Source organism: Phycicoccus avicenniae (assembly GCF_050496545.1).
Classification (GTDB): Bacteria; Actinomycetota; Actinomycetes; order Actinomycetales; family Dermatophilaceae; genus Phycicoccus; species Phycicoccus avicenniae_A.
Map to the genome: position 1 here is coordinate 103,082 of NZ_JBNVZV010000010.1, position 13,313 is coordinate 116,394.

General features: G+C 75.6%; 11 protein-coding genes. 3 read left to right on the forward strand and 8 right to left on the reverse strand.

All coding sequences use genetic code 11. The features are described from left to right. Nucleotides 1-30: 30 nt before the first annotated feature. Nucleotides 31-1,350, forward strand: a complete 1,320-nt coding sequence (locus ACQZ2A_RS10570; protein ID WP_430210533.1) for an isochorismate synthase — start codon at nucleotides 31-33, stop codon at nucleotides 1,348-1,350. Between the two features lie 141 nt (nucleotides 1,351-1,491). Here the strand turns inward: ACQZ2A_RS10570 and ACQZ2A_RS10575 are convergent, their stop codons facing one another. From ACQZ2A_RS10575 to ACQZ2A_RS10590, 4 genes are all read right to left on the reverse strand, one after another. After that, nucleotides 1,492-2,727 carry a geranylgeranyl reductase family protein gene (locus ACQZ2A_RS10575; RefSeq protein WP_430210535.1) on the reverse strand — a complete coding sequence of 412 codons (1,236 nt, stop codon included), beginning with the start codon at nucleotides 2,725-2,727 and terminating at the stop codon, nucleotides 1,492-1,494. Between the two features lie 169 nt (nucleotides 2,728-2,896). Beyond that, a complete protein-coding gene (gene menD / locus ACQZ2A_RS10580) occupies nucleotides 2,897-4,654 on the reverse strand; it encodes a 2-succinyl-5-enolpyruvyl-6-hydroxy-3-cyclohexene-1-carboxylic-acid synthase (protein ID WP_430210538.1) in 1,758 nt (585 codons plus the stop codon). Continuing rightward, nucleotides 4,651-5,778 carry a hypothetical protein gene (locus tag ACQZ2A_RS10585; protein WP_430210541.1) on the reverse strand — a complete coding sequence of 376 codons (1,128 nt, stop codon included), beginning with the start codon at nucleotides 5,776-5,778 and terminating at the stop codon, nucleotides 4,651-4,653. The genes menD and ACQZ2A_RS10585 overlap by 4 nt, the downstream gene beginning before the upstream one ends. Then, on the reverse strand, nucleotides 5,775-6,044 hold the full coding sequence (locus ACQZ2A_RS10590; RefSeq protein WP_430210543.1) for a hypothetical protein: 270 nt from the start codon (nucleotides 6,042-6,044) through the stop codon (nucleotides 5,775-5,777). The genes ACQZ2A_RS10585 and ACQZ2A_RS10590 overlap by 4 nt, the downstream gene beginning before the upstream one ends. Nucleotides 6,045-6,172: 128 nt before the next feature. Here ACQZ2A_RS10590 and ACQZ2A_RS10595 point away from each other — a divergent pair, with 128 nt between their 5' ends. Then, nucleotides 6,173-7,795 (forward strand): glycosyltransferase family 2 protein, encoded by a 1,623-nt coding sequence (locus ACQZ2A_RS10595; RefSeq protein WP_430210546.1) that lies wholly within the window; start codon nucleotides 6,173-6,175, stop codon nucleotides 7,793-7,795. 5 nt (nucleotides 7,796-7,800) lie between these two features. Then, the gene (locus ACQZ2A_RS10600; RefSeq protein ID WP_430210549.1) at nucleotides 7,801-9,195 is read left to right on the forward strand and encodes a mycothione reductase; all 1,395 of its coding nucleotides are present in this window, start codon (nucleotides 7,801-7,803) and stop codon (nucleotides 9,193-9,195) included. Nucleotides 9,196-9,203: 8 nt separating this feature from the next. Here ACQZ2A_RS10600 and ACQZ2A_RS10605 read toward each other — a convergent pair whose 3' ends face one another. Genes ACQZ2A_RS10605 through ACQZ2A_RS10620 form a run of 4 tightly spaced genes read right to left on the reverse strand, consistent with a single transcriptional unit; the run spans nucleotide 9,204 to nucleotide 13,193 of the window. Beyond that, nucleotides 9,204-9,941: a VOC family protein gene (locus ACQZ2A_RS10605; protein ID WP_430210551.1), complete on the reverse strand. Its 738-nt coding sequence runs from the start codon at nucleotides 9,939-9,941 to the stop codon at nucleotides 9,204-9,206. After that, nucleotides 9,938-10,939 carry an o-succinylbenzoate synthase gene (locus ACQZ2A_RS10610; RefSeq protein WP_430210553.1) on the reverse strand — a complete coding sequence of 334 codons (1,002 nt, stop codon included), beginning with the start codon at nucleotides 10,937-10,939 and terminating at the stop codon, nucleotides 9,938-9,940. Before ACQZ2A_RS10610 ends, ACQZ2A_RS10605 begins: the two co-directional genes overlap by 4 nt. Before the next feature lie 24 nt (nucleotides 10,940-10,963). After that, a complete protein-coding gene (locus ACQZ2A_RS10615) occupies nucleotides 10,964-12,235 on the reverse strand; it encodes an Nramp family divalent metal transporter (RefSeq protein ID WP_430210555.1) in 1,272 nt (423 codons plus the stop codon). A 46-nt stretch (nucleotides 12,236-12,281) separates the two neighbouring features. After that, nucleotides 12,282-13,193, reverse strand: a complete 912-nt coding sequence (locus ACQZ2A_RS10620) for a hypothetical protein (RefSeq protein WP_430210558.1) — start codon at nucleotides 13,191-13,193, stop codon at nucleotides 12,282-12,284. Between the last annotated feature and the right edge of the window lie 120 nt (nucleotides 13,194-13,313).

Below are 13,313 nucleotides of genomic sequence, written 5' to 3' on the forward strand. Positions count from 1 at the left end.
CCCCGCACGGCGCCGTATCGTTGCCTGCTGATGACCACGCTCCCCGCGGGCCGCCAGGCCCCTGATGCCGCTGCTGCTGCCGCCCCGCTGGTGGCCCGCACCGTGCCGCTGGACCCCGCCGTCGCCTCCGACCTGCTCGCCGTGCTGCCCGCCGGCGGTCCGACCGACGCGTGCTCGTGGGTGCGCCGCGGCGAGGGTCTCGTGGGCTGGGGACGCGCGGCGTCGCACGTGGCCGTCGGCGCGGAGCGCTTCGCCGAGCTGTCGGCCTGGTGGGACGGGCTCGTCGGCTCGGCCGTCGTCCGTGACGAGGTCGACCTGCCGGGGACCGGGCCGGTGGCCTTCGGGTCGGTGGCCTACGCCGACGGATCCCCTTCCGGCGGAACCCTGGTCGTGCCGTCGGTGGTGGTGGGGCGTCGCGGTGACGTCGCCTGGCTGACCACCGTGAGTGCCGAGGGCGCCGTGGCGTCGGTGCCGGGCCCGGCCGAGGTGTCCGTGCAGCCCGAGCCCGAGCGGCCGCTCGACGTCGCGTTCGCCGACGGGGCTCTCGACCCCGCGGCGTGGGAGGGCGCGGTCGCCACGGCGGTCTCGCGCATCGCCGCCGGTGAGCTCGACAAGGTGGTGCTCGCGCGCGACCTCGAGGTGTCGGTGCGCTCACCGCTGGACGTGCGGTGGCTGCTGCGCCGGCTCGCCGAGCGCTACGACACGACGTGGGTGTTCGCCGTCGACGGGCTGGTGGGCGCGACGCCCGAGCTGCTCGTGCGGCGCGAGAAGGGCCTCGTCACCTCGCGGGTGCTGGCGGGGACCATCCGGCCGACCGGCGACGACGCGCACGACCTCGCGCTGGCTGCGTCGCTGGCGCGCTCGTCCAAGGACCTCGAGGAGCACGAGTACGCGGTGCGGTCGGTCGCGGACGCGCTCGCGCCACACTGCTCGTCGATGAACGTGCCCGAGGCGCCGTTCGTGCTGCACCTCTCCAACGTGATGCACCTGGCCACGGACGTGGCGGGCGTGCTCGTCGACGACACCTCGTCGCTCACGCTGGCCGCGTCGCTGCACCCGTCCGCCGCGGTGTGCGGCACGCCGAGGGCCGTGGCCGACGAGGTCATCGCCGAGCTCGAGCACATGGACCGCGCGCGGTACGCCGGGCCGGTCGGCTGGATCGACGCCGACGGTGACGGCGAGTGGGGCATCGCCCTGCGGTGCGGGGCGGTCGACGGTGACGACCCGTCGACGATGCGGCTGTTCGCCGGCTGCGGCATCGTCGCGGGCTCGGTGCCGGCCGACGAGCTGGCCGAGAGCGCGGCCAAGCTCGTGCCGATGCGCGACGCGCTCACCGCCGACACCCCCTGACCGACCCTCCCGGGCGGAGTCGAGTGCGGAAGTGGCCGTCCCGGCGACCGTTTCCGCCCTCGACCCGATGGGCCCCTGCGTCGAGTGCGGAAGTGGCCGTCCTGGCGACCGTTTCCGCCCTCGACCCCGGGGCCGGACCGGTCAGGTGAAGGGCGGGCGGGCGTCGACGGCGACCGAGCGCCGGCCGGCCCAGCGCCAGACGCGGGCCGAGGTGTCCCGGTCCTCGTCGGTGACGAGGTTGCCCATCCAGCGCAGGGCGAGGGTCATCAGCCAGTCGCTGCGCATGCCGACCGGGCCGAGGGCCGAGAGGATGCGCGGCGTCGTGAAGACGCCGGCCAGCCGCCGGGCGATGGAGAACGCCTCGCCGTAGTGGTCGGCGAGCAGCGCGGGCCAGACGGTGGCGAGGTCGTCGTCCAGGTGGTCGACGACGAAGCGCCCGGTCTCGAGCCCGTAGTCGATGCCCTCGCCGTTGAGCGGGTTGACGCAGGCGGCGGCGTCCCCGACGAGGGCCCAGTTGGCCCCGGCGACACCGCTGACGGCACCGCCCATCGGGAGGAGCGCGCTGGTCGGCATCCGCTGCTCGCCGGTGAGGCCGAAGTCGGCGCGGCGCTCGTCGGTGTAGTGGCGCATCAGCGGCTTGATGGCCACGTCGGCCGGGCGCTTCGTGGTGGCGAGCGTGCCGACGCCGACGTTCACCTGCCCGCCGCCGAGCGGGAAGATCCAGCCGTACCCGGGGAGCGCCTCGCCGGACTCGGAGCGCAGCTCGAGGTGGCTGCTGATCCAGGGGTCGTCGGCCCGGTCGGAGTCGACGTAGCAGCGGCCGGCCACGGCGTAGACGGTGTCCTGGTGCCACTCGCGGCCGAGGACCTTGCCGAGCCCCGAGCGCACGCCGTCGGCGACGACGAGCCGCTCGCAGGCGATCTCGTGGGTCGAGCCGTCCGCGCGCCGGAAGGTGACGCTGCGGACGCGTCCGCCCTCGACCGTGGCGTCGACCGCCTTGGCACCCTCGACCCCGGTGGCGCCGGACTCCAGCGCGGTGGTGCGGATGCGGTCGTCGAGCTCGGTGCGCGGGACGGCCGAGCCGTGGTCGGGCAGGGTGCCGCCGGGCCACGGCAGGTGGAGGGTCTGGCCGAAGCCGTGGGCGCGCAGCCCCTGGTTGACGGTGTGCCCGCGCAGCCAGTCGCCGAGGCCGAGCCGGTCGAGCTCGGCGACCGCGCGCGGCGTCAGGCCGTCGCCGCAGGTCTTGTCGCGGGGGAAGGTGGCGGCGTCGGCGAGGACGACGTCGCGTCCGGCGCGGGCCGCCCAGGCGGCGGCGGAGGCTCCGGCGGGGCCGGCACCGACGACGAGGACGTCGGTGCGGGTGGGGGTCGTGGGCACGCCCCGATTCTCGCAACCGGTGGTGCCGGGCCGAAATCGGGCCCACCCCGACCCTCGACAACCCCCACCTCCGACCCCACTGATTGCCCATCTGCCACCTCGAATGCCCTCTGGAGGGCCCTCCGACGTGGCGAATGGGCAATCAGTCGGGTGGGAAGGGGTCGGGGGGTCAGGCCGGGTCGGTGAGGGTGCGGGCGGCGAGCGCACGCAGGTCGGCGTGCGCCTGCCGATGCGTGCCTCGGTCGACCCGGACCTCGACGACCCGCAGCCCCTCGGGAACCCGACCCACCTGCGCGGCGAGCGCCTCGGCGGTGTCGACGAGGACGTGCGTCACGCCGTGCGCCCGGCACAGGGCCCCGATGTCGGTGCCGGTCGGGGTGCCGAAGACGCGCTCGAAGGATGCCGCGCGCTCGGGGGCACCGTGCTCGAGCGTGGTGAAGATGCCGCCGCCGTCGTCGTTGACGACGACCACGGTGAGGTCCGGGCGCGGCTCACCCGGCCCGAGGAGCAGGCCGTTGGCGTCGTGGAGGAAGGTCAGGTCGCCGAGCAGCGCGTGGGTGGGGCGGCCCAGGCCGAGGGCGACCCCGGCGGCGGTCGAGAGCAGGCCGTCGATGCCCGCCAGCCCGCGGTTGGCGTGCACCCGGACGCCGACGTGCGGGTCCCCGCGGCGGCCCCGGGTGGAGAGGTCGAGGTCGCGGACCGGGTTGGACGAGCCGATGACGAGGACGCCGTCCGCGGGAAGGGCGTCGTGCAGGGTGGCGGCCACGGCGAGGCCACTCGGCCATGCGAAGCCCTGTGCGGCAACGGCTTCGGCAAGGCGCTCGCCGGCCTCGTCCCAGGCGCGCGCCCAGTCGCTGCGGTCGGCCGGGGCGCGGTCGGCCGCGAGGTCCCCGGTCAGCGCGGCCCACGGGTGGACGCGCTCGGTGACGTGGGAGGGGTCCGGCCAGGTCGTCGCCCCCGTGACGACCTCGACCCGCACCCCCGGTCGCCGCAACAGCGCGGCGACCGGCCGGGCGAGGGTGACCCGCCCGACGACGACGACCCGCTCCGGGAGGTGGGCGTCGACCCAGTCGGTGGCCGTGAGCAGCAGCGGCCCGTGCGGGAGGGCACCGGCCCGCGCGGTCGGTCCGGCGAAGGGCTCGGCGACGGCGGGGTACCCCCGGGACGCCGCCCACGCGACGGCTTCCTGACCGACCACGGCGGGCAGGTCGCCGACGACGACGAGCGTCCGCTCGACGTGCTCGACCGACGACCCGACCCCCGAGGGGCGATGCGTCTCGGGGAGCCGGGCCAGCACCTCGGTCCAGGGCGCGCCGCCCGGGCGGCCGGCGAGGTGCTCCGGCAGGCCGGCGCCCTCCGCGGTGTCCGGCGCGAGGGGGTCGCGGAAGGCCACGTCGAGGTGCACCGGGCCGGGGTCCTCGCCGAGCAGTCCGGTGGCCGCGGCGAGCGCCCGGCAGGCGGCCGTCCGCCACGAGGGCATCCGCCCGTCGCCGTCGGCGGGCACGGCGTCGGGCGCGGGCAGGTCGGCCGACCAGCGCACCGCACCGCCGAAGAGACCCGGCTGCTGCGTCGTCTGGTTGGCCCCGGTGCCGCGCAGCTCGTGCGGGCGGTCGGCGGAGAGGACGAGCAGCGGCACGCCGGCGTGGTGGGCCTCGAGGACCGCCGGGTGCAGGTTGGCCACGGCCGTGCCGGACGTCGTGACGACGGGCACCGGCCGTCCGGAGCCCCTGGCCAGCCCCAGGGCGAGGAAGCCGGCCGAGCGCTCGTCGACGCGCACGTGCAGCCGGAGCCGGCCGGCCCGGTCGGCGTCGAGCAGCGCGTAGGCCATCGGGGCCGAGCGCGACCCGGGCGCGAGGACGACGTCGCGCACGCCACCCCGGACCAGCTCGTCGACGAGGACCGTGGCGAGCGCCGAGGAGGGGGTCACGGGCGTGGATTCTGCCACCCCCTCTCGATCACGACCTCGGTGACGGAGCGGACCGGCCGGTGCAGGAAGGCCGCGGCCGAGGCCTCCCACGCCCCGAGCCCGGGCACCGTGCCACGTGGGGCACCCTGCGCGGCAGCGAGCGTCCCGACGTAGCCGTCGAGCGCGTGCCGCCGCACGTCGGTGCCCGGCCCCTCCCCGACGCGCAGCGTCAGCCAGGACGGCCGGGCGGGGTTGGGCGTGAGGTCGAGGGTCGGCACGGGGTCGTCGGCGTGCTCGACCGAGAGCACCCGTACCGTCCCGGGGACGGCGAAGACGCCCACCGGTGCCCCGGTGGTGACGACGTGGGTGACGCGGTGCCGAGCGCGGAACGCGGGGTCGGCCGCGAGCGCCGCGGCGTGGATGCCGCCTTGGCTGTGCCCGACGAGCAGCACCGCGCCGTCGACCGCCCTCCCCTGCGCCGCCGCGGACACCACGGCGAGGGTCAGCGCCGCCTCCACGCCGGCCGACGCGACCGTCGCGTCCCCGAGCACCGCGCGCACGTCGCCGGTGAGGTCGAAGGGGTTGTCCCCCGGGCGCGGCGACCACTCCTGCGTCCCCGGGACGACGACCACGAACGCCGACCCGCCGCCCGGCTCCGCGAGCTCGACGACCCTGACCCGCCCACCGTCCAGGCCCCGGCCCAGGGCGACGAGGTCCGCCGGACCGGTGAACGGCCGGGCGTCCCACGTCGGGGTGACCGGGCGCAGGACCGGCACCGCTCCGTCGTCGGTGAGCAGTCCGGCCCGGGTCGCGCCGTCCGCGCCGGAGCGCACCGCTCCCAGCACGGCCGCGGCGGCGCGCTCGACCTCCTCGTACGCCCGGGCGGCGAGACGCACCCGCACCGCGAGGGCGTCGAGAGCCAGCGCCTCGCCCCACAGCCCTGCCGGCCCGACGAGACGCAGCGCGTCGGCCTCGACCCGCACCCAGGCCCCGAGCACGACCGTCCCACCGGACACCCCGGGCGACCGGCACCGGCCCAACCCGGACGCCAGCAGCGAGGCCTGCTCGCGCAGTGCGTCAGCAGCGGCCACGAGCCGGGCCGCGAGAACGTGCAGCGCGTCCGAGCGCACCCCGACGACGGTCACGACGCCCGCCCCAGACCGCCACTCGCCTCCTCGGCCGAGGCGGCCACGGCCAGCGCCCGCACGGCGTCGGCGAGCCATCCGAGCTCCTCCTCGAGCGTGGCGAGCGCGGCGGCCCTCGCCTGCACCCGCTCCCCTACTTGCTCGGCGGCCGGCCCCTCCCATCCGGGAGTCCCCGCACGCACGAGCGCGGCACGACGCAGCCCCACCTCGTCGGCCACCGCCCGCACCCGGACCGCCAACCGCTCGAACTCCGCGACGTCCGTCACCGCGTCCCCTCTCGACCGGTCCAGCCCACCCCGGCCGACCCCCCGTCCGCCAGACCCCGGCCCCGGTCTGTGGACGACGGCCCTGCCGCGCCGCCCCTGTGGACGGTGCCCGGCTAGCCTGTCCGGCGATGGACGCGCCCCCCACCGACCGACCGGACGTCACCGTCGTCGTCGCCACCTTCCGCACGGGCGAGCCGCTGCTCGAGCTCGTGCGGGCGATGGAGCGGCAGAGCATCGGGACCGACCGGCTCCAGCTCGTGACCGTCGACGACGGCTCCGGCGACGACACCCCGACCACGCTGCGCACCCTGGCCGCCGACCGCCCGTGGATGACCGTCGAGGAGATCCCGAACTCCGGCTGGCCGTGCCGCCCGCGCAACGTCGGCACCGGCCTCGCCCGCGGCCGGTGGGTGCTCTTCATGGACCACGACGACCTGCTCTGGCCGCGCGCGCTCGAGGCGATGGTCACCGCGGGCGACCGTGCCGGTGCCGACGTGGTCCTCGGCAAGGAGGTGCGCACCGGCGGCCGGACCATCGGGCTGGACGCGTTCCGCGCGAGCAGCGACGACGCGCACGTCACCCGCGACCACGTCTTCGCCGTGTCCACGCCGCACCGGATGTACCGCACGGCCTTCCTCGAGGAGCACGGCATCGGCTTCGACGAGTCGCTGCGCCGGCTCGAGGACGTCCACCTGCTCGCCGCGGCCGAGGTGCACGCGCCGCGCACCGCCGTCGTCGCGGACGAGGCCTGCTACCAGTGGGTCATCCACGGCGACAACAGCTCGCTGCGCCACCCGGACCCGCTCGAGTACTTCGGCGCGGCCCGGCGCGTCCTCGACGAGATCGACCGGTGGCCGCACCCGCCGGAGGTGCGTGACGACGCCCGCCGGTTGCTGCTGCGCACGATGATCCTCAACCGGGCCAGCCCCTCGGGCCTGCCGTCGTGGGACCCGGAGTACCGGCGGGCCTTCTTCGACGCGGCCCGCGGTGTCGTCCTCGACCGGATGCCCGAGCACCTCGATGCCGGGCTCGGTGCGCACGACCGGATGCGCGCCGCCTTCTTCCGCTCCGGCGATCTCGACTCGGTCGCCGCCTTCGGTGTGCCCGAACGGATCCCGACGACGCGGCCGCAGGCCGTCGCCGTCGAGCGGGCCGGTGACCGGCTGCGCGTCACCGTCCGCGTCCGGCTCCTCCACGGCGACGGTCCGGACCTGGTCCTCGAGCGTGACGGCGACCGGCTCCTCCTGCGACCCCACGCGGACGTGCCGGAGGACCTGGTCCGTTCCAGGCTCGACGTCACCGCCGAGCTCGCCGACGCCCGGGTCGACCTGCTGCTCGTCGAGCGGTCCACGAACGCCGAGTGGTTCCAGCCCGCGGCGGTCACCGCCGGCGTCGTCGAGGGCCCCGACGGGCCCGTCTGGGAGGCCACGGTCGTCGCCGAGGTCGACCCCTCCACCGCGCGGGCGGGTCACCCGGTCGGCCGCGGCCGCTGGGACCTGCGGCTGCACACGCTCGTCGCGGGTGTGGACTCGCGGGTCCTCGTCCGGGTGGACGAGGACCTCGCCCTGCCCGGGCCCGTCCCCGTCGGCACCGACGTCGCCGCCCCGTACCGCACGCAGGGCGGGCGGCTGGCCCTCCACGTGACCCGCCCGAGCGGGCCGAAGCCGACGCCGGCGATGTCCTCGCCGGTGTCGCGGGCGCGCTCGTTCGCCGGTCGGCTCCGGCGACGTCTGCGCCGCCACCTACGCTGACGGGCATGCCCCACCACGACCTCGTCATCATCGGCAGCGGCTCGGGGAACTCGCTCCTCACCCCCGAGCTGGAGGGCCTGGACGTCGCCATCGTCGAGAAGGGCACCTTCGGGGGCACCTGTCTCAACGTCGGCTGCATCCCCACGAAGATGTTCGTCCTGCCCGCGGACCGTGTCGTGGAGGCCGAGGACGCCGCTCGCCTGGGCGTCACGTTCGGCGCCCCCACCGTCGACTGGCCGGCCATCCGGGACCGGATCTTCGGCCGCATCGACCCGATCTCGCACGGCGGCGAGGAGTACCGGCAGGGCCAGGACCACGTCACGCTCTACCGCACCCGCGCCCGGTTCACCGGCCCACGCACCCTCGTGCTCGACACCGGGGAGGAGGTCACGGCCGAGCGCGTGGTCGTCGCGGCCGGCAGCCGAGCCGTCGGCCTGGCCGTCGACGGCCTCACGGGTGCCGACCCGGACCACGGCGTCCACACCTCCGACACCGTCATGCGGATGGACGCCCTCCCCGCGCGGATGGTCGTCGTCGGCGGTGGCTTCGTGGCGTGCGAGATGGCGCACGTCTTCTCCGCCCTCGGCGTGCACGTGACGCAGGTCCAGCGCTCGCCGCGGCTGCTCATGGCCGAGGAGGAGGCGATCTCGCAGCGCTACACCGAGGTCGCGGGCGGCCGGTACGACGTGCGGCTGCGCACGAAGGTGACCGACGCCGAGCACGTCGACGGCACGTGGCGGCTCACCACGGAGGGTCCCGTTGGCGAGGGCCACCTCGAGGCCGAGACGGTCCTGCTGGCGGTCGGGCGCCGCCCGAACACCGACCTGCTCGACGTCCTGGCCGGCGGGCTGGAGACCCACCCGGACGGCCGGCTCGTGGTCGACGCACAGCAGCGGACCAGCGTCCCCAACGTCTGGGCGCTCGGCGACATCTCGTCCGAGCATCAGCTCAAGCACGTCGCCAACCACGAGGCTCGCATCGTCGCCCACAACCTCGCCGTCGACCTCGGGCGCGTCCCGGGGCCGGCCCGCGAGGACGACGGCCGCCCGGTCCCGCACGCCGTCTTCGGTCATCCGCAGGTCGCCTCCTTCGGTCCGACGGCCGACCGGCTGCGTTCGGAGGGGGCCGAGTTCGTCTCGTACACGCAGAAGGTGGGGGACGTCGCGTACGGCTGGGCCCTCGAGGACACCACGGGGCTCCTGACGGTGCACGCGAGCCCGGACGGGCGGATCCTCGCCGCCCACGCGCTGGGGCCGCAGGCGTCCAGCATCATCCAGCCGCTCATCCAGGCCGCGAGCCTGGGCCAGCAGGCCCACGAGGTGGCCCGCGGCCAGTACTGGATCCACCCGGCGCTGGCCGAGGTCGTCGAGAACGCCCTCCTCGGGCTCCCGCTCGACTGAGTGCGGGGTCAGGCCGGGCGCTGCGGGCTGCGGTCGGTGAGGCAGTAGACGCGACCGACCGGGTCGGTGAGGACGGTCCAGAACGCGTTGACCGCCACCACGCGCGCTCCGGCGGACACGTGCCGCTCGGTGTCGGCGGACCGGTCCGCGCAGGCGAGGTCGACGTGCGCGCGGACCTCGCCGTCCTCCTCGCCGAGGCGCTGCAGGAGCAGCCGGATCGGCAGCGGCGCTCCCCCGTCGGCGTTGGCGAACTCCGGCAGTCGGCCCTCCCGCCGGGGCCAGCCGGTGAGCGCCGGCCAGTAGGCGTTCTCGGTGTCCCAGTGGCGTCTCGGCACGTCGAGGCAGACCTGGTCCAGGATGCTCGTCAGCCCCTCACGGTCCTGGGCGGACTCGCCGGCCCACGTCGTCAGGCAGTGCACGAACCCGCCCGGTGACCGGAGGACGACCACGGTCTCGCCGATCGTCCCGACGCGCGTCGCGCCGAGCGACTCCGCGTGCTCGGCCGCTGCGTGGACGTCCTCGACGTCGAGGTCGACGTGCACGCCGCCGGGGCCGTCGTCCACCGCCTGCAGCTTGACCCACGCCTCGCCGTGGTGCGGTGCGAGCGTGGCGAACTCGCGATGCCCACCGCGCCGGTCGACGAGGTCCTGGCCGGTGACCTCGGACCAGAAGCCCCACGAGCGCTCGGCATCGGCACGTGGTGTGTCGAGGAACATCCAGGCCCAGCGGGGTGCGGACGGGTTCATGCGGGACCTCCGGGGTCGAGGTGGGCGTGCGCTGCGGCGACCCGCTCGCGCCACCAGGTGGTGCGCTCGGGCGGCGCGGCCCAGCGGTCGAGCAGGTCCGGGTCGGCGGCGACCCGCCCGGCGGGCAGCGAACCCGCCTGCGGCACCAGCGGTTCCGGCGTGACGTCACCCTCGAGCAGCGCGACGGTGCCGAGACCGCATGCGTACGGCAGGTCCGGGAGGGCGGCGGCGAGGGCGACGCCGGCGGCCATCCCGACGCTCGTGTCGAGGGCGGAGGAGACGACCGCCGGCAGCCCGCAGGCCTGCACCACCTCCAGCGCCGCCCGCACACCACCGAGGGGTGCGACCTTGACCACGACGACGTCGGCGGCGGCGAGGTCGCGCACGCGCAGGGGGTCCGAGGCCTTGCGGATGGACTCGTCGGCGGCGACCGGCACACCGAGCCCCCGGCGGCCGAGCAGCAGCCGCAGGTCGCGCAGCTCCTCGACCGTGGCACAGGGCTGCTCGGCGTACTCGAGGTCGTAGCGCGCCAGCCGGCCGAGCACGTCCGCGGCCTCCTCGACACCCCACCCACCGTTGGCGTCGACGCGGATGCGCCCCTCGCGGCCGAGCGCCGCGCGGACGGCCGCGACCCGGTCGACGTCGGCGGACGACGGCTGCCCGCGCTCGGCGACCTTCACCTTCGCGGTGGTGCACCCCGGGAACCGGGCCAGCACACCCGGCACCTCGCCCGGCCCGACGGCCGGCACGGTGGCGTTGACGGGCACGGTGCCCCGCACCGTCTCCGGCCAGCTCTCCCACGCCGCTTCGACCCCGGCGGCGAGCCAGCGCGAGGCCTGGGCCGGGCCGTACTCGAGGAACGGCGCGAACTCGCCCCAGCCCTCGGGGCCGTGCAGCAGGGCGGCCTCGCGCACGCGCACACCGCGGAACGGCACACGCATCGGGATCGCGACGACGTGCAGGCCGGCGAGCAGCTCGTCGACGGCGGGGAGGCTCACGCCCCCACGCTAGACCCGGCCGGCTCAGAGCTTCGCGAGTGCCTTCTGGATCTCGTTGACGGCCAGCGCCGCGAAGGCCAGCGCGCACAGGCCCATCCAGAGGTTGGACCAGAGCCGGTTGCGCCACTCCCCCGGCACGCGGTCGGAGTTGAGCATCCACAGGAGGGTGACGGCGAGGAACGGCATGAAGAACGCGCCGAGGATGCCGTAGGCGAGGATCAGCCAGACCGGCTGGCCGAGCGCGATGAGGATGATCGGCGGGAAGGTCAGCCAGAGGATGTACGCCTTGTACCAGCGCCCGCCGATGCCGCGGTCGGGGTGGTCGTCGGCGAGGCCGCGGACGTGCCCCACGAAGTCGGCGAACATCAGCGAGACGCCGTTCCAGACGCCGACGAGCGAGGACATCGCGGCGGCCCAGAAGCCGACGAGGAAGACCTTGCTGGCCCAGGTGCCGTAGCGGTCGTCGAGGACGTCGGCGAGGTCGAGCAGCCCCTTGTCGCCGGTCTGGACGGCGATCTGCGCGGAGTACAGGAGCTCGGCGCCGACGATCAGCGTGGCGACGACGAAGATGCCGGTGACGATGTAGGCGACGCGGTTGTCGAGGCGCATCACCTTCATGTGCCGCGGTGTGGTCCAGCCCTTCTCGCGGATCCAGTACCCGTACGCGGCGAGCGTGATGGTGCCGCCGACGCCGCCGGCCACGGAGAGGACGTTGACCATCGAGCCGGCCGGGATGGTCGGGACGAGCCCGACGACGAGGTCGGGGATGTTCGGCACCGTGAGGACGGCGGCGCCGACCATCGTCACGAACATCAGCGCGACCAGTGCGGCACAGACCTTCTCGAAGAGCGCATACCGACCGGCCCACACGAGGACCAGCCCGATGAGCCCGGACAGCACGCCCCACACCGGCACCGGGAGCGCCGGGAAGAGCGAGTGCAGCGGGAGGCCCGTGCCGGCCATCGCCGCGGCGCCGTAGACGAAGCCCCAGACGACGATGTACGGCCCGAAGTAGAAGAGCGTCCAGCGGCCCAGGCTGGACCAGCCCTCGTAGATGGTCTTGCCCGTGGCGAGCGTCCACCGACCGGCGCCCTCCACGAGGACGATCTTCATGAGGCAGCCGACGACGACGGCCCACAGCAGGGCGTACCCGTACTTCTGGCCGGCGATGAGGGTGGCCACGAGGTCGATGGCACCGACACCGGTGGCGGCGACGACCAGGCCGGGCCCGATCAGCCTCCACCGTGGCGGGGAACCGGACTCGGACTGCTGGGGCGGCGAGGTCGTCGTCGACATGCGGCCCCACCCTTCCGCACCCGGCGGCCCATCGGGGCTTTCGGCGTCACCGCATGTCCGGACCCCCGGTGCGCTCCCGCAGCACCAGCGCGCGGTCGCGCATGCCGATGACCCGTCGCCGGAACACCCCGAGCAGCAGGGCCGGGTCGCCGAGGGGGACGACGTCCGGGCTCTGCGACCCGTAGTAGCCGCTCCCGGAGAAGCCCGCCGGCCCACCACCGACGGCGTGCGCGAGCGATGTGGCGCGGCTGCTCGGGGCGGACCGCAGGCCGAACACCTCCTGCACGTCCCGGGACCGCAGCGGGCGGCCGGCCCCCGCGAGGTCGTTGCCGCGTGCCACCGCCCAGACGAGCGCGGCGGCGGTGGTGTCGTCGCGGTCGCCGCGGAGGAGGGCGTACGGGTCGTCGCGCACCAGCCGCGCGAGGAGACGGCGCGTCGCGGTCAGGCCCTCGGCACCGAGCATCTCGAGGGCGGGCCCGGCCAGCCGGCGCTCGATCCCCTCTGCTCTCTCGCGCCGGTGCCCCTCGACGCCGTCGAGCCGCAGCTCCTCCTCGTCGGGGAGCGGTGTGCCGGTGAGCGACGACAGGGCGTCGGCGCCCCCGACGGCCGTGGCCAGCCAGGCGAGCTGCAGCTCGTGGCCGGGAGGTACGGGCGGTGGCGGTGGCGGCCTGCGGTCCTCGAGCTCGAGCGCGGCACAGGCGTACTCGCTCGCGTGCACCGGCGTACGGAGGACATCGACCACGCGGTCGCCGATGAGGACGATCGTCGTGACCTCGTCGCGCCGGGTGCTCAGGAGGTCGACGTCCGACACCCGGCTCTCTCCCCGGGAGTACCCACCCCACGGCTCACCCCAGGACCCCGTGGGCTCGTCGTTCCGCCACCGGTCCGGGCGCAGGACGCCGTCGAGGTCCTCCTCCCAGCGTCGTCCTCCGCGCGACCCCTGCCACCCGTCGACCACCGCGACCACCTCCTTGCTCCGGCACCTGCGGCCGGGCGCGACCCGATGACCCGACCCTGTCAGGGCCTCCGCTCCCGGCCGCCGGGTTTTCCACAGGCCGCCCACGGATAGCCTTGCGCG

What these genes read in the sequence shown, in the direction of transcription:
- ACQZ2A_RS10570 (WP_430210533.1), top strand. Translation starts at nt 31, where the DNA reads ATGACCACGCTCCCCGCGGGCCGCCAGGCCCCTGATGCCGCTGCTGCT.
- ACQZ2A_RS10595 (WP_430210546.1), top strand. Translation starts at nt 6,173, where the DNA reads ATGGACGCGCCCCCCACCGACCGACCGGACGTCACCGTCGTCGTCGCC.
- ACQZ2A_RS10600 (WP_430210549.1), top strand. Translation starts at nt 7,801, where the DNA reads ATGCCCCACCACGACCTCGTCATCATCGGCAGCGGCTCGGGGAACTCG.
- ACQZ2A_RS10605 (WP_430210551.1), bottom strand. Translation starts at nt 9,941, where the DNA reads ATGAACCCGTCCGCACCCCGCTGGGCCTGGATGTTCCTCGACACACCA.
- ACQZ2A_RS10615 (WP_430210555.1), bottom strand. Translation starts at nt 12,235, where the DNA reads ATGTCGACGACGACCTCGCCGCCCCAGCAGTCCGAGTCCGGTTCCCCG.